The 16,357-nt window shown below is 33.8% G+C and carries 17 protein-coding genes; 9 read left to right on the top strand and 8 right to left on the bottom strand.

The window, feature by feature from the left end; all coding sequences use genetic code 11:
* Nucleotide 1: 1 nt before the first annotated feature.
* Both EJA19_RS09995 and EJA19_RS09990 read right to left on the bottom strand, forming a co-directional pair.
* Entirely contained in the window at nucleotides 2-2,971 is a 2,970-nt protein-coding gene (locus tag EJA19_RS09995; protein WP_125468229.1) for an amidohydrolase family protein, read from the bottom strand.
* 64 nt (nucleotides 2,972-3,035) lie between these two features.
* Nucleotides 3,036-4,112, bottom strand: coding sequence for a DUF3810 domain-containing protein (locus tag EJA19_RS09990; protein ID WP_125468228.1), 1,077 nt, complete (start codon nucleotides 4,110-4,112; stop codon nucleotides 3,036-3,038).
* 74 nt (nucleotides 4,113-4,186) lie between these two features.
* On the opposite strand from EJA19_RS09990, the gene EJA19_RS09985 reads away from it, so the two are divergent.
* A complete protein-coding gene (locus tag EJA19_RS09985) occupies nucleotides 4,187-5,647 on the top strand; it encodes an aminoacyl-histidine dipeptidase (protein WP_125468227.1) in 1,461 nt (486 codons plus the stop codon).
* A gap of 64 nt (nucleotides 5,648-5,711) precedes the next feature.
* Here the strand turns inward: EJA19_RS09985 and EJA19_RS09980 are convergent, their stop codons facing one another.
* From EJA19_RS09980 to EJA19_RS09970, 3 genes are read right to left on the bottom strand one after another with little or no spacing between them, the layout of a single operon-like run.
* Nucleotides 5,712-6,911, bottom strand: a complete 1,200-nt coding sequence (locus EJA19_RS09980) for a peptidylprolyl isomerase (RefSeq protein WP_125468226.1) — start codon at nucleotides 6,909-6,911, stop codon at nucleotides 5,712-5,714.
* A gap of 10 nt (nucleotides 6,912-6,921) precedes the next feature.
* The gene (gene gldI, locus EJA19_RS09975) at nucleotides 6,922-7,473 is read right to left on the bottom strand and encodes a gliding motility-associated peptidyl-prolyl isomerase GldI (protein WP_125468225.1); all 552 of its coding nucleotides are present in this window, start codon (nucleotides 7,471-7,473) and stop codon (nucleotides 6,922-6,924) included.
* Nucleotides 7,466-8,485, bottom strand: a complete 1,020-nt coding sequence (locus EJA19_RS09970) for a DHH family phosphoesterase (RefSeq protein ID WP_125468224.1) — start codon at nucleotides 8,483-8,485, stop codon at nucleotides 7,466-7,468. The genes gldI and EJA19_RS09970 overlap by 8 nt, the downstream gene beginning before the upstream one ends.
* Nucleotides 8,486-8,572: 87 nt before the next feature.
* Between EJA19_RS09970 and EJA19_RS09965 the strand changes: the two genes are divergently transcribed.
* Nucleotides 8,573-8,992 carry a nucleoside-diphosphate kinase gene (locus tag EJA19_RS09965; RefSeq protein WP_125468223.1) on the top strand — a complete coding sequence of 140 codons (420 nt, stop codon included), beginning with the start codon at nucleotides 8,573-8,575 and terminating at the stop codon, nucleotides 8,990-8,992.
* A 44-nt stretch (nucleotides 8,993-9,036) separates the two neighbouring features.
* On the opposite strand, the gene EJA19_RS09960 is transcribed toward EJA19_RS09965, so the two are convergent.
* Genes EJA19_RS09960 through recF form a run of 3 tightly spaced genes read right to left on the bottom strand, consistent with a single transcriptional unit; the run spans nucleotide 9,037 to nucleotide 10,832 of the window.
* Complete coding sequence (locus EJA19_RS09960) at nucleotides 9,037-9,333, bottom strand: DUF721 domain-containing protein (RefSeq protein WP_125468222.1); 297 nt, start codon at nucleotides 9,331-9,333, stop codon at nucleotides 9,037-9,039.
* Entirely contained in the window at nucleotides 9,333-9,749 is a 417-nt protein-coding gene (locus EJA19_RS09955) for a hypothetical protein (protein WP_125468221.1), read from the bottom strand. Before EJA19_RS09955 ends, EJA19_RS09960 begins: the two co-directional genes overlap by 1 nt.
* Entirely contained in the window at nucleotides 9,750-10,832 is a 1,083-nt protein-coding gene (gene recF / locus EJA19_RS09950; RefSeq protein ID WP_125468220.1) for a DNA replication/repair protein RecF, read from the bottom strand.
* A gap of 129 nt (nucleotides 10,833-10,961) precedes the next feature.
* On the opposite strand from recF, the gene EJA19_RS09945 reads away from it, so the two are divergent.
* The 7 genes from EJA19_RS09945 (at nucleotide 10,962) to EJA19_RS09915 (ending at nucleotide 16,345) form a co-directional block, all read left to right on the top strand.
* On the top strand, nucleotides 10,962-11,741 hold the full coding sequence (locus EJA19_RS09945; protein WP_125468219.1) for a tetratricopeptide repeat protein: 780 nt from the start codon (nucleotides 10,962-10,964) through the stop codon (nucleotides 11,739-11,741).
* Between the two features lie 5 nt (nucleotides 11,742-11,746).
* Complete coding sequence (ribH, locus tag EJA19_RS09940; RefSeq protein WP_125468218.1) at nucleotides 11,747-12,238, top strand: 6,7-dimethyl-8-ribityllumazine synthase; 492 nt, start codon at nucleotides 11,747-11,749, stop codon at nucleotides 12,236-12,238.
* A 91-nt stretch (nucleotides 12,239-12,329) separates the two neighbouring features.
* Nucleotides 12,330-12,551, top strand: coding sequence for a hypothetical protein (locus EJA19_RS09935; protein ID WP_125468217.1), 222 nt, complete (start codon nucleotides 12,330-12,332; stop codon nucleotides 12,549-12,551).
* Between the two features lie 7 nt (nucleotides 12,552-12,558).
* Nucleotides 12,559-12,840: a riboflavin synthase subunit beta gene (locus EJA19_RS09930; protein WP_125468216.1), complete on the top strand. Its 282-nt coding sequence runs from the start codon at nucleotides 12,559-12,561 to the stop codon at nucleotides 12,838-12,840.
* Complete coding sequence (gene mutL, locus EJA19_RS09925; RefSeq protein WP_125468215.1) at nucleotides 12,840-14,696, top strand: DNA mismatch repair endonuclease MutL; 1,857 nt, start codon at nucleotides 12,840-12,842, stop codon at nucleotides 14,694-14,696. Before EJA19_RS09930 ends, mutL begins: the two co-directional genes overlap by 1 nt.
* A 7-nt stretch (nucleotides 14,697-14,703) precedes the next feature.
* On the top strand, nucleotides 14,704-15,465 hold the full coding sequence (locus EJA19_RS09920) for a rhomboid family intramembrane serine protease (protein ID WP_125468359.1): 762 nt from the start codon (nucleotides 14,704-14,706) through the stop codon (nucleotides 15,463-15,465).
* 1 nt (nucleotide 15,466) lies between these two features.
* On the top strand, nucleotides 15,467-16,345 hold the full coding sequence (locus EJA19_RS09915) for a rhomboid family protein (protein ID WP_125468214.1): 879 nt from the start codon (nucleotides 15,467-15,469) through the stop codon (nucleotides 16,343-16,345).
* The last annotated feature ends 12 nt before the right edge of the window (nucleotides 16,346-16,357 follow it).

The following is a 16,357-nucleotide window of genomic DNA, read 5'->3' as shown; positions in this document are numbered from 1 at the left end:
TTTAAAAATGGTTATCCATTGTGTCGCAATGGAAATGTTGTTGCTCTTCTTTCTTTACAGGCTGTGTTTTTAAGCCCTTATTTTTAGCTTGCATCATCATATTAATGAGTTCGCTTTTTTCTTTTTTAATGGCGTCGCGTTTTCTTTTGTCGTTTTCTATATCAAAATACACAGCACCTTCTATTAACGTTTTCTCAGCCTTGGCATAAACCGAAAGTGGATGATGGGACCACAACACCACATCGGCATCCTTGCCAACTTTTATACTACCAACACGATCGTCGATATGTAACAGTTTTGCAGGGTTTAAGGTGACGAATTTCCAAGCCTCTTCTTCGCTTACACCACCGTATTTTATTGCTTTTGCCGCTTCTTGGTTTAGGCGCCTGGACATTTCGGCATCGTCGCTATTTATAGCCACCGTAATGCCTTGATTATGCATAATAGCAGCATTGTAAGGTATGGCATCGTTAACTTCAAACTTGTATGCCCACCAATCACTAAAAGTCGATCCACCAACGCCGTGTGCTTTCATCTTGTCGGCAACCTTGTAGCCTTCTAAAATATGGGTAAATGTATTTATATTAAAGTTGAAACGTTCGGCTACTTTCATAAGCATATTGATTTCACTTTGTACATAAGAGTGACATGAAATAAAACGCTCTTTGTTTAAGATCTCGGCTAAAACTTCAAGTTCTATATCTTTTCTGTATGGTTTTCCACTTTTTTTAAGCGCATCGTATTCCTTGGCTCTAGTAAAATAATCCATATAAACTTGCTCAACTCCCATTCTGGTTTGTGGAAAACGATCGCGACTTCCCCAATTAGATTGCTTTACGTTTTCACCAAGAGCAAATTTGATAAACTTGGGTGTGTCTTTATAAATTAAATTATCAGCTGTTTCGCCCCATTTTAATTTTATAATCGCCGAACGCCCGCCAATAGGGTTAGCAGAACCGTGTAAGATTTGTATAGAAGTTACGCCGCCTGCCAGGTTTCTGTAAATATTGATATCACTCGGGTTTAACACATCTTCTATAGATACTTCAGCAGAAGAATTTTGACCACCTTCATTTATTGATGATGCAGCGATGTGTGAGTGTTCATCTACAATTCCAGATGTTAAATGTTTACCCGTAGCATCAACAACCGTTGCACGACCTGCAGAGAGGTTTTTGCCTATTTTAGAAATTTTACCGTCTTTGATTAAAACATCGGTTTGCTTTAAAATACCATCGGCTTCGTTGGTCCAAACGGTAGCATTCTTAAACAATATGGTTTCTTGTTCTGGAAGTGTATTAAAACCATAGGCATTATTTGGAAATGTTACAGGAACAATAACTTTTTCCTCCTTGTCTTTCTCTTTTTTGTCTTTTTCTTTCGCCTCAACGGATTTATAGGCTGCATAAAACGGTACGGTAGTTCCGTTGGGTAATGTGGCTTCTCCTTTTAGGTTTTTTGAAGCATCTACATTAGCAACAACCCTTATGAATTCTTGATTTGTAGTATCTTTTGATGTTATGGAAAGTGTTACCCAATCGTTATTATAAGACAGTTTTGAACCACGTTTTAAATCGTCTGTTTTAACGTCTGCTTTCAGCTTTTCTAAACTCCCTTTTACGCTCATAGAATAATCTTCGTCAGCTAATTTAAAGGTATAGTCTCCACGAATATCCAAACGGTCTTTTTCTGAAAACACCAAAGCATCTCCTTGAATCCAGTGTTCGTAAATTGTGGCATCATCTTCAAAAATATCTCCAGAGACAATCATAAAATTGGCCCAAGCGCCTTGATTAAGGTTTCCTAAATATTCAGCTTGTCCCAAAATAGTTGCTGGTATGGTTGTAAGTGCTTCCAAGGCTTTTTCTTTTGGTAATCCGTGAGCAATGGCTTTTTTAAGATTACCCATAAATTCCTTTGGCGATTTTAACCCATTGGTAGTAAATGTAAATGGCACGTCATTTTCTGCTAAAATTTTGGCGTTAGCTGGTTTTTGATTCCACTGGCGCATATCACTTAATGATAATTGTGATGCCATAAATGGGTTTTCTACATTATAAGCATCAGGAAATTTTAATGGAAGAATAAACGTCGCGTTGGTGTTTTTTATTTCGTTTATACGCTCGTACTCATCTCCGCCACCAACTAAAACATATTGAACACCTGACTCGTCTCCTACTTTATCAGCACGAAGCGCATTTAACCTACTGCCAGCTGCAAAAATTTGTGGCTGTTTCTTGTTTTTATTTAAAGCTTCCAAAGATAAATCTGTAGTTTCTACATGACCTTTAGCATACCAATCGGCATCAATATAAAGCTGTCTTAACAACGCCATACTTCCCATGATGGAAGATGGATACGACTGTCTTGACGTGACACTTTTACTAAAAGATAAATATTGTACCGACTGATCATTTAAAACTCTATTGGCATTATCGCCTTTGTTGTTTAAAGCTACCAAAGTTCCTGTACCCCGAACAATGCCGTCTTGAATATGTGCATTTACAGTCCCAAAACCTGCTTTGAGAAATTCGGTGGCTTTTTTCTCATCATAATTAAAATAATCTATGGCTTTGTTTTCTGGCATTACGTGGTCGTTCCAGTAATATCCTGTTCTATTCGAATTGTACTGCGAACTTCTACCATTACCGTCTGCTCTAGTTGGTTTTTTAACACCAAAATCGGCATACACATCGATAAAAGAAGGGTAAATGGTTTTTCCTTTTAAATCTATAATGGTACTATTCTTTGGAATAGTTACCGATTTACCACTAGCTACAACTTTGCCATCCCTAATAAGTAGTGTTGCATTATTAATAACATTATTGTGAGAGACATAAATTTTGGCGTTGGTTAACGCTTTATAATTGGTGTTTTTGGTTTTTACACCATCGTTTTTTGGAAAATAATCTTGTGCATAAAACGTAAAACTGCACAACAATGCAAGAAGCAGTGTAATGGATTTGTTCATTTTTAGTTAGTTAAATGAGATTAGAACCTTAAAGATATACATTTAAGGGCGTTTTTAAGAGAAACTAATTTGCTTTAACATTTTGGTTTTCGAAATAATTAACCAATAATGCCACCACATAACTGTAACTTTTCATACCATCAGTTTGATTATTGGCTTTTAAAAAGCCATCATAAGTGGTTTTAAAAATAGATTCAAAAGGATTTTCATAGCTATCCCAAAACTCTTGAAGCTCTTGATAGTTCTTTAATATTCCAACGTTTACTTGAGTTTTTAAAACTTCATACATATCAGGATCTCTACGATAAACTTCAACCAAACAATGTTTCAAGGCGAAAATAGCTCCAGAATACTTAAAGTATTTATCAGGATGCTTTGTGGCTGCTAGAATACCAATAAAGTTGGCCTCGTTCTCGGCTGCAAACCCTAATTGATGTGCCACTTCGTGAGAGGAAATCATTGGAATTTTAAAACTAGGTACTAAATAATCGACATGCGCTTCACCAGTTAACGGATTCAAATAACCACTAAATCCCATATACGTTAATGGCAAACTAAACAACGCATTTTTTATACTCTTTGGATAATAATCTAAACTTGGAAACTCGGCTTTTAATTGGTGAAACCCTTCAGGTACCATTTTAAAAACTTCCTTATTTGCATAAGGAGAGACTACTTTTTGAGTACTATCCTGCGTAATACTTACATGAATAGTATTAGCTTCTGCTATAAATTTCTCAGTCGTTGAAATTAGCTCATCGGTAGTATAATCGGCATTAAGATTTAAATTTTTGTGTAATGGCAAACGGTGATAATTTAATCCCCATAATACATGAAATGCTAAGTAAATAACTGAAATAGCACAAAACACATCAATAAAAAACCCCTTAAAATTATATTTTACCCGTTTAATATTTAGCATTAACCACCTAAGCATATAAATAATAGCAAAAGCATAAAACACATCGCCAAAAGAAAACGGTAACCAGCCAAATACATATCTAAACAATTTAGAAATATAGGGGTAGATTCCTTCACTGTAATAAGACTCCACAAAATTAGGATAAGTAGATAGCCATTTCATCAATAAAATTTGAGGTAGAATGGATAAGGCTACTAGTAGTTTTTTGTTTTTCGGCATAGTTCCAAAATTAATGAAATCTTTATAATACTCCTTAAGTTATTTTTACCTTTGCACAACTAAAATTAACAAATATGAATTCAGAAATAAGAGCCTTAGAACCCAAAGCCCTTTGGAATAAATTTGCCGATCTTAATGCCGTACCAAGACCTTCAAAAAAAGAAGAACGTGTGATCGCCTTTATGAAAAAGTTTGGCGAAGACTTAGGTTTAGAAACCCTAGTAGATAAAGTTGGTAACGTTATTATTAGAAAACCCGCTACTACAGGTATGGAGGACCGACAAACCGTTGTTATGCAATCGCATTTAGATATGGTTTGCCAAAAAAATAACGATACCCAATTTGATTTTGATACGCAAGGCATAGACATGTTTGTTGAAGGTGATTGGGTAAAAGCCAAAGGAACCACACTAGGCGCCGACAACGGACTTGGCGTAGCAACTATTATGGCTATTTTAGAAAGTAACGATATTGAACATCCAGCCATTGAAGCTTTGTTTACTATTGATGAAGAAACTGGTATGACTGGAGCAATGGGACTTGAAGGCGGTATTTTAACAGGCGACATTTTATTAAACCTCGATACCGAAGAGGATGACGAAATTGGTGTTGGTTGCGCCGGTGGTGTTGATGTTACTGCCACTAGAACATACAAAATTGAAGATACTCCTGAAACTAAAACAGGATTTGAAGTGATTGTTAAAGGATTACAAGGTGGACACTCTGGAATGCAAATTCACGAAGGTTTAGGAAATGCCAATAAAATAATGAATCGTTTATTATTTGATGGGTTTGAAAACTTTGGTTTGCGTATTTCTGAAATTAATGGTGGTGGATTACGTAATGCTATTCCTCGTGAGAGTAAAGCCATAGTTGCCATTGACACCATCCATGAGAATGCTTTTATCATGGAACTTGCCCAATTAGCTCAAACCATAAAATCTGAATACAAAACTATGGAGCCAGATTTAGATGTTATTGTATCTAAATGCGATACTCCAGAAACTATTATGGAACTAGGTGTTCAAGAAGGCTTTACTAGAGCTATTTATGCTGCCATAAATGGTGTTTATAGAATGAGTGCAGACATTCCTAATTTAGTAGAAACTTCCAATAACATTGCAAATGTAACTGTTAAAAACGGTGAAATAAAAGTTGGTTGCTTAACACGGTCTTCTGTAGAAAGCTCTAAATGGGACTTGGCAAATACCTTACGCGCTACCTTTGAACTTACGGGGTGCGAAGTGGAGTTTTCTGGCGATTATCCAGGTTGGAAACCTAATATGGACTCACCAATATTAAAGGTTTTGGAAAGCTTATATATTGAAATGAATAATGAAAAGCCTCACGTAGCTGCTTGTCATGCAGGTTTAGAGTGTGGTATTTTAGGTCAAAATTACCCTGAAATGGATATGATAAGTTTTGGACCTAATATAAAAGGAGCACATTCACCAGATGAGCGTGCTCAAATTTCATCAGCACAAAAGTACTGGAAATATGTATTGGAAATCTTGAAAAACATTCCAAAGAAATAATTTAAACACTATAAAAAAAAGCCGCTTTATGCAAAGCGGCTTTTTTTATTTATAATAGTGTAACCTATTTGTCTATACCTACTAAAATAATATCAAATACTAAGTTGGTATTTGGCGGAATTGGTCCTGTTCCGTTTTCGCCATATCCTAAAAACGACGGAATGAAAACTTTTGCTTCATCTCCTACTTTCATATTTAACATAGCCTCTCTAAAGCCAGGTATTAAACCAGCACTTTCATTATAAATTTTAGAAAAAGGCTTGTATGCACCTTGTTTGTCGGCTCCTTCGTTATACATATTGTTTTCTTGAGCCACCTCTTTAATTGTAGTGTAAAAAAGCTTTCCGTTTGCAAAATATCCAGCGCAATCAATCAATACATATTGCGTGTGGTTAGGCTTCTCACCATTACCTTTTTTAGTGTAAATCATAACAACACCTGTGTCCAACTTTTTAACTTCTCCTAGGTCTTTATTCGTTTCTAAAAAAGTCTCTGCTGCTTTACTTGCTTCTTCTTTTATTTTTCTTTGTGCTTCTTCTTTTAAGGCGCGTTGTTTCTCTTCTAATTTAGGTGCGTCTTCTGTAAATATTTTTACAGCATCAAAAGCTTTAGCATCATTACCTTTTCTGATAATGTTTAATTGTTGAATAACAACATCTTGTTCAGGTTTATCTCTAGCTGCTGTTTTTACGTTTGAAATGGTGTCCTGCACATCTAAACCTAAAACTAACTCACCAAAAACAGCATGACAACCGCCACCTGGAAAAGTACCACAACGTTTTAGGCTTCCATCTTGTTTAAAAGCATCTAGATTTGGTGTGGGTTTTTCAGTAATAAAAAACTGACTTCCATTAGTGTTTGGACCAGCATTTGCCATAGATAAAATACCTGGTTTATCATGTTTTAAATCTGGGTGAAATTCATCTGGAAAACTATATCCTGGACCGCCAGCTCCTGTTGCTGTTGGATCGCCAGCTTGTATCATAAAATTATCAATAACACGGTGGAATATAATACCATTATAATAAGGTTTACCTTTAAGCGAGTCGGTTACTTCTGGATGAGTTCCTTCAGCTAAAGCCACAAAATTGGCTACTGTTACAGGTGCCTTTTTATAAAAAAGTTTGGCAACCATGGTGCCTTTATTAGTTACAAATTCGGCATAAAGTCCATCTTCTAGATCGGGGTATTGTTGTCCACAAGACGTAAAACTTACTAATAGTGCTAATACTAAAAGTTTCATAATCTGGTTTAATTTCTTCATTCTTTTTGGGTTAATTTATTTGTTTTGAATCGGTTATTGCATTTACGGTAACTTCACAAATTAAGGGTACATTCATTCCTATTCTATTTTCATCGCCATAGTAACCATAAGCTTTTTGGGATGGAAACATAAAGGTTACTGTTTCGCCAGCTTTCATGAGTTTTAAGCCTTCACGAAGTCCTGAAAATAGCTCTTGCTTATCCATGACGTAGTTTTGGGTTTTTATGTCTTCTTTAGAATAAATGGTTTGCCCGTTGAGTGTTTTTAAGTTATAATTAAAATTAACGACATCACCAAAATCTGGTTTTATTAACGTATCGTTTTCTATTTTCGTATTGTAATAATACCAAAAGCCGTTTTGCGAGGCCATATACTCATTTTCAGGATTCGCTTTCATTATTTTTTCAAAACTGGCTTTTTCTCTAGCATAAAGTTTTTTATTTCTAGCGACAGATTGATCTATAAAAGAGCCTGTTTTAGATGATATTGGTCTTCTTGCTTCTGGCGATTTACAAGAACACAAAATGGCTAAAGTACTTATTAACAAAACTATATTACGCATGATTAAGGGCTTTAGAATATTGTGGTAATATAGTAATAAATTTTTCAATTGTATTTTTTAGGTCTAAATCGCTTCGTCCTCCTGCGGCATTTGTATGACCACCTCCATTAAAATGCGCTCTTGCAAATTCATTAACAGAAAAGTCGCCCTTCGACCTAAAAGAGATTTTGATAATATTGTTTCCTTGATCTTCAATAAATATAACTGCAAATACAATACCTTCTAGAGATAACGCGTAATTTACAAACCCTTCGGTGTCGCCTTTTTTATAATTGTGTTTATTTAACTCTGCTTGCGACAATGTTATATACGCTGTTTTATACGCTTTAAGAACTTTTAAATTGCTTAATGCTCTACCCAAAAGCTGCATTCTGTCGTAACTGTTTGTATCGAATATACTATTATGTATCTCAGAATGGTTTGCGCCTTGATCTATTAAAAAAGCGGCTATTCTATGTGTTGTACTTGTAGAAGATGGAAACTTAAACGAGCCTGTATCGGTTAAAATACCTGTATACAAACATATCGCAATATTTTCATCGATTAAGGCTGTGTCCCCTAACCTATCTATAAAATTATATACCATTTCGCAAGTAGAGCTAATAGCCACATCGGAATACATATATGTTGCATAATTATCTGGTTGCTGATGGTGATCTATCATAATTTTTAGGCTCTCATTTTGTGAAAGCACTTCTGTCATTTGCCCTGTTCTATTTAAAGCATTAAAATCTAAAGTAAAAATAATATCGGCAGCATTAATTAATTCATCTGCTTTACTTTTTTCTGACTCATAGATTACAACGGCATTATTTCCCGGTATCCATTTTAAAAAATCTGGGTACTCATTAGGTGCTATAACAACAGCATCATGGTTGTATTTATTTAAATAATGATAAAGCCCCAGAGTAGAACCAAGCGCATCGCCATCAGGATTTTTGTGGGGGACAATAACAATTTTTTTAGGTGTGCTTAAAAGCGTTTTTATGTTTGAAATATCGCTATTCGTCATAGTGAGCGAATATACATTTTTTAAAATTGATTAGACTTGTTTTTATTAATAAATCCATTACTTTTGCACCAAATTTAAACGAATAAAATGGCAACAAACAGAACATTTACAATGCTTAAGCCAGATGCTGTAGAAAAAGGGCATATTGGTGCAATATTAGAAAAAATTACTGCTTCAGGATTTAGAATTGTGGCAATGAAATTAACACAAATGACTACGGCTGATGCTGAAACATTTTACGCTATTCATAAAGAGCGTCCGTTTTTTGGCGAACTAGTTGAATATATGACACGAGGTCCTATTGTTGCAGCTATTTTAGAAAAAGACAATGCTGTTGAAGACTTTAGAACGTTAATTGGTGCTACAAACCCAGCCGAAGCTGCAGAAGGAACTATTAGAAAAATGTATGCTGCTTCTATTGGTGAAAATGCTGTACACGGTAGCGATAGCGATGAAAATGCTGCTATTGAAGGTGCTTTTCACTTTTCTGGAAGAGACATGTTTTAATTAACATAAAAACGTATAAAAAAAGCGCCTACAAGGGCGCTTTTTTATTTTAAAATCACTTTTTTTATAAGGTCTTTGCCTAAGTTTTCATTAAGCATAGTTACTATTTTTTCCTTACCATAACTTAGTTCTTCACGCAAAACACTAGAGCTTAAACTTATATACAATACATCTTGCTTTAAAGAAATAGCGGTTGTATAATTACTAATTCCTGGCCCCATCATATCATGCCAAACATTCTTAATATTAACTTTGTCTAAGCCACTTTCTAGATTGTTGGTTTCCACAAATTCTTTTAAAACTTCTGATAAACTTAAATGTTCTGTATGACGTTTTGACATTATTCTATTTTTATGGGTTGATAAGGTTTATACGTGTAAATAATCTGGTTTTTATTAATGACTTGTAACGCTTCTTCATCAAGTAAAAGTATCGTCTCTTTCCAACTACTATAAGGTGTTTTATAATAAAGGTTTAAACTATCGTTTTCTTTTTTTACAACGAATGTTTCTTCAATAACTACATTCGATGTTTCGTAAGTACCATTAAAATTAGGTTTTAATTTCTTCCTAAATCCTGTGGAATCACTAGTTAACTCTATAAAATCTACAGTAGTATTAAAATTATAAGCCTTTTTAGTGCCATCTGGCATAATAACTTCTTCTATTTCCCAATACCCGTTTAAATCTTGAATATTCTTGTTCTGGGAACAGGACATTACAAATAAACATGATAATAAGGCTATAAAATATTTCATTTAAGATAGTTTAAAAATTTCGTACGACTGGTGAACTTGTTTAACCACTTGCTCTGTTCTCTCGGCATGCGTATCGCTTATAAATAATTGACCAAAATTCTCATTATCTACCAATTTTATTATTTGCGCTACACGTGTTTCATCTAATTTATCGAAAATATCGTCTAATAACAAAATAGGATTAACACCACTTTGTTCCTTAATAAAATCGAATTGCGCCAACTTTAAAGCTATTAAAAATGATTTTTGCTGCCCTTGACTTCCAAATTTTTTCACAGGATAATCGCCAATATTAAAAATTAAATCATCTTTATGAACACCTACACTTGTATATTGTAACGCTTTATCTTTGTTTAAGTTTTGCTTTAATAACGATTTTAAATCATCGTCAAACAAATTACTTTTATAATCTAACCTAACAATTTCATTACCGCCACTTATAGCTTGATAACGCTTTTGAAAAATGGTTGAAAACGTTTCTAAAAATTGTTGTCGTTTCTCAAAAATATGCGTTCCATACTCGTTTAATTGCTCGTCATAAACATCTAAAGTATCTTGATTAAAAGTATTGTTTAATGCAAAATACTTTAACAGTGAGTTTCGTTGCGCTAAAATTTTATTATAGTTAATTAACTGCGCTAAGTAATTTTTATCGCCTTGAGAAATAACGCTATCTATAAACTTTCTTCTTGTGGCACTTCCTTCAATAATTAAATCTCTATCGGCAGGCGAAATAATAACTAATGGTAAAAAACCAATGTGATCGCTAAGCTTGTCGTAAGCTTTCCCGTTACGTTTAATTGTTTTCTTTTGACCTTTTTTTAAACTAACAACCACCTTTTCTGTTTCACCTTCTTTATTGTAATCGCCATTAACTACAAAAAAGGATTCGCCATGTTTAATATTTTGAGACGAGACAGGATTAAAGTAACTTTTACCAAAAGATAACAGGTAAATAGCATCTAAAACATTCGTCTTCCCAACACCATTATTACCTACAAAACAATTTATCTTATCGTTAAAAACGTAAGACTGGCTTTCAAAATTTTTATAATTCAATAAGGATAAAGATTTTAAAACCATAAAGTCGTTTCGCTCGTTTTTTGCAAAATTACATTAAAAAAGTTGTGCAAATTATTGAAAAATAACAAATAATTTCACTTTTATTTATGAAGAAAAATTATATTTTTGCGGCGCATTAATATACAATATATGGCAACTTACAAGAAAAGAGGATATAAACCTAAAGTAAACAAGGAAAAAGAAGTTGAAGACGTTGTAGTAGACGAACAAGACTCTACAACTGCAGAAGTGTTTAATACCTTAGATGAAACCGCTTCTAAAACAGAAGATTGGGTTATTAAAAACCAAAAATATATTTTTATAATTATTGCTGTTGTTGCAGCCGTAGTTTTAGGATACTTAGGATACAACCAATTTATTGCTAAGCCTAAACAAGCCGAAGCAATGAACGAAATTTTCCAAGCAAAAAAATACTTTAACGAGGCTGTAACAGGAACAGCTAAAGATTCGCTTTACACATTAGCCCTTAATGGTGGTGAAGGAAAATTAGGCATGGTTGATATTGCCTCTGAATACAGCGGAACAAAAGCTGGAAATCTTGCTAGTTATTATGCTGGCATGGCTTATTTAAACTTAAAAGATTACAAAAACGCCGTAACTTACTTAGGTGATTTTAATAGCGAAGATGAAGTATTAGCTCCTATGGCAAAAGGTGGCATTGGCGACGCTTTTGTACAACTTAATCAACCAGAAGATGCTTTAAGCTATTACGAAGAAGCGGCTAAAATGCGTGCTAACGAGTTTACAACACCATTATACTTATATAAAGCTGGTGTAACAGCGTTAGACCTAAAGCAAGCTGATAAAGCTTTAACATTTTTCAACAAAATAAAAGAAGAATATCCATCATCAACACAAGCAACAAATATTGATGTGTTTATAGGTAAAGCACAAGGGTTGACCAATTAATAATTATGGCAACAGCAAATAAAAACTTATCAGAATACGATAAAAACACCATCCCAAACGCGAAAAACTTTCGGTTTGGGATTGTTGTTTCTGAATGGAATGGTACCATAACAGAAGGGCTTTTTAAAGGCGCATACCAAACATTGCTAGATAACGGCGCTCAAGAAAGCAATATTATAAGATACAATGTTCCAGGAAGTTTCGAACTTATTTATGGCTGTAAAAAAATGCAACAAAATAAGGTGGATGCTGTTATAGCCATAGGAAGTGTTATTCAAGGAGAAACCAAACATTTCGATTTTGTTTGCAAAGGCGTTACCCAAGGCATTAAAGATTTAAACATTTTACACAATGTTCCTGTTATTTTTTGTGTATTAACCGATAATACTATGCAACAAGCCATAGACCGATCTGGTGGAAAACATGGTAATAAAGGAACAGAAGCTGCTGTTGCCGCCATTAAAATGGCAACTCTAGAAAAGCAATCCCATAGTTAAGACCTAACTGTTAACAATTTTTGGCATTTCAAATCTTAAAATTCCTAGTATTTTAAGTACTTTTGAAATAGTAACCAAGTACCGCGTCATTTTGATTTTCAAACAACGCAAAAACAAACAATTCAACTACAAAACAAGATTTAACGAAGATGGTGAACTAAAAAAAGACACCGCTTCTAAATTTGATTTTAACTGGGTTGAAGAAAGTAAAGCTAGACAAAAACGAACTAGCAAGCTATTTTCGTTGCCTTTTTTAATCCTATTTTTAATTATGATTGTTGTACTTTGGGTACTTTTAGGACGTTACGAGTAATTGATTTATGGGAGTTTTTAAAACCAGAAAAAATAAAAAATTTAGTTATACACCACGCCACTATAAAGGCGATAGCAATCCTTATGAAATAAAGCATAAGTTTGATGAATACAGAAAAACTGTAGATGCTTCTGGTGGCTTAAAAGGTAAAATAAACAATGCTTGGGATGACTATAAAAACAATACCGATGAAAAAGCCAATAAACGTGTTTTAATTATAGTTCTTGTTCTCATTTTAATATTTCTTTTTATTATCGACTTCGATTTGTCAATATTCTTTAAAAGCTAATGGCAGATATTATTCAGTTATTACCAGATCATGTAGCTAACCAAATTGCTGCTGGAGAGGTTGTACAAAGACCTGCTTCGGTAGTTAAAGAACTTTTGGAAAACGCTATTGATGCTAAGGCTACAAACATAAAACTTCTAGTAAAAGATGCTGGAAAAACCTTAATTCAAGTCATTGATAATGGTTGTGGCATGAGTGTTACCGATGCGCGTTTAAGTTTCGAGCGTCATGCTACATCAAAAATACGGTCTGCTGATGATCTTTTTCAATTAAATACCAAGGGGTTTCGTGGCGAAGCTCTTGCTAGTATTGCCGCCATTGCCCACGTTGAGTTAAAAAGTAAACAAGAAGTAGATGACGTAGGCACACATTTGGTTATTGAAGGAAGCGACGTGATATCTCAAGAAGTTACGGTTACGCCAGTTGGCACATCTATTGCCGTTAAAAACTTATTTTTCAATATTCCTGCTAGACGTAATTTTTTAAAATCCAATCAAGTAGAATTCCGCCATATTACAGACGAGTTTCAGCGTGTTGCTATGGCGCATCCTAATGTTTCATTTTTATTAATCCATAACGGTAGTGAGCTTTTTAATTTACCCGTCAGTAATTTTAGGCAACGTATTGTAAATATTTTTGGTAGTAAAACCAATGAAAGATTAGTTCCTGTAAACGAAGACACCGAAGTGCTTAAGATTTCTGGCTTTGTAGGAAAACCTGAATTCGCTAAAAAAACACGTGGCGAGCAGTTTTTCTTTGTAAACAATCGCTTTATTAAAAGTGGGTATTTAAATCATGCTATTAATGCTGCTTTTGAAGGACTTTTAAAAGATGGCACACATGCCAGCTATTTTTTAAATCTTGACGTTCCTCCAGAAACTATCGATATTAATATTCATCCTACAAAAACCGAAATAAAGTTTGATGACGAGCATACGCTTTACGCTATAATTCGTTCGGCTGTAAAACATAGTTTGGGGCAATTTAATATTGCGCCTATTTTAGATTTTGAAAGAGATGCCAATTTAGACACACCCTACGGATATAAAAACAAACACGCCGAAACGCCAAAAATTGAAGTAGACAGAACCTTTAATCCGTTTCAAGATAAACCAAGTTCTGGAACACAACAATCGGCTTCTTTTAAGTCTAAATCCTCTGGAAATTGGGAAGGACTTTATGTAGACTTAGAATCTAAAGGCAATAAAAAACAAGACCTTTCAAATTTTGAGGATATTCCGTTTGAAAGTACTACAAAAACATCTTCTTTATTTGAAGAAAGTACTGTAGAAAAAAGTAAAACAACATTTCAGTTACATAACAAATATGTTATTAGTACAATTAAATCTGGCATGTTGGTTTTAGATCAAAATAAAGCACATCAACGTGTACTTTACGAAAACTACTTACAACAACTAACGCTAAAAGAAAGTGTTAGCCAACAATTACTATTTCCTGTGTTATTACATTTTTCAGCGCATGAAATTGATATTATTAAACAAGTAAAAGGCGATTTAGAACATACTGGGTTTATTTTTTCTAAGTTTGAAACAGATGCGGTAGAAATTTCTGGTGTACCAATTAATGTTCCTGAAAGTGAAGTTAACGATGTTTTAGAACAAGTTATAAGCGACATTCAAAATGATGTTCCCGATAGTCATTTTAGTGCTATGGATTTATTAGCCAAATCTATGGCTAAAAGTTTGGCTATTAAAACAGGGCAACTATTATCAAACTCTGAGCAAGAACACTTAGTAAATAGCTTATTTGCTTGTAAAGAACCCAACATGTCGCCCAACAACAAGACAACATTTATTACGTTATCTGTTGATGAGCTAGATAAAAAGTTTAATTAAATTTATGATAAACAATATTACCGATACAGTAAAACATTTACTAATCATTAATGTGATTATGTTTGTTGGTACACTTGCTATAGGAAATAATGGTGTTTTATTTTACGATTGGTTTGCATTACACTTTCCTAAAAACGACACCTTTCAATTATGGCAAATTTTTACGCATATGTTTATGCATGGCGGTTTTATGCATTTGTTTTTTAACATGTTTGCGTTGTGGATGTTTGGTACCGCTGTAGAGCAACGCTTTGGGAGTAAGAAATTTTTGTTTTTTTATATTTCTTCTGGGCTTGGAGCTGCTTTAATTATGATTGGTTATTATTTTTTTCAATATTACAGTGGTTTAACAACATTAAATGAAGCTGGTTTTGATACAGCTCAAGTTATAGAGGTTTTAAAATCTGGATATAACCGATACGACACTCGCTGGGAAAGTATATTAAGCCAAGACCAATTAGGAAACTTTGTTGGCGTGTTTAATAGTACTATGGTCGGTGCTTCTGGAGCAATCATGGGAGTTTTAGTTGCCTTTGGAATGTTATATCCTGAATCGAAATTAATGTTGATTTTCTTACCCATTCCAATAAAAGCTAAATATTTTATTCCTGGAATCATTATTTTAGATTTAATTTCAGCTATAACAGGGCAATCTTTTTTCAGTCCAAGTAATACAGCTTATGTGGCCCATGTTGGTGGCGCCTTAACAGGCTTTTTAATTATGTGGTATTGGAAAAAAACACAGTTTAATAAAAATCGTTGGGATTAACGTGACCTCGCTAAATCAAGACATACAAAACAAACTAAATAACCTAAATGTTTTCGAAAAACTTATAGGTGTCAATCTATTACTGTTTTTAATTGGCCTTATTTTACGGCCTATTCTAAGTATTCAAAACAGTTTAAGTTGGTTAGAGTTACCTAGCGATTTCATGGCTTTTTTAATGCAACCATGGAGTATTATTACCTATGCTTTTGCGCATTACGATTTTTGGCATATTATTTTTAATATGCTTTGGCTATACTTTATTGGTCGTATGTTTTTAAATTTATTTAATGTAAAACTAGGCTTAAATATTTACTTTTTAGGCGCTATTTGTGGCGGCCTTTTATTTTTGGCTGGTTACAATTTACTTCCAGACTTTTTTAACACAAATACTAGACTAGTAGGAGCATCGGCTGCTGTTAGAGCGTTACTTATTTTCATGTGTGCTTACATGCCTAGAATGGCTGTTAGGTTTTTTACGTTTAATATTAAATTATGGCATATTGGTGCTGTTATTGTTATTTTTGATGTTATTGGCTTATTTGGTTTAAATGCTGGTGGTAATCTTGCCCATATTGGTGGTGCAATTTTAGGTTACTTTTATGCCATTCAATTGCAAAAAGGAACAGATATAGGCAAAGGCTTTGAAAAATTTATGAATAGCATTATTGGGCTTTTTAAGGGATCTAAAAATTCTCCATTAAAAACGGTTCACCGCAAAAAGACATCTTCTAAAAAAAATATGGGTGGATATTCTAAAGAAGAGTTTGATGAATTTAACAAGCAAAAACGTATCGACATTATTTTAGATAAAATAAGTAAAAGCGGTTACGATAGCTTAACTAAAGAAGAAAAAGAATTCTTATTTAGAGCTGGAAAATAATACCCTAATTAT

The sequence above is a fragment of the Mangrovimonas spongiae genome, from assembly GCF_003944795.1.
Lineage (GTDB): Bacteria > Bacteroidota > Bacteroidia > Flavobacteriales > Flavobacteriaceae > Mangrovimonas > Mangrovimonas spongiae.
This window is presented reverse-complemented; position numbering and strand designations above follow the sequence as displayed.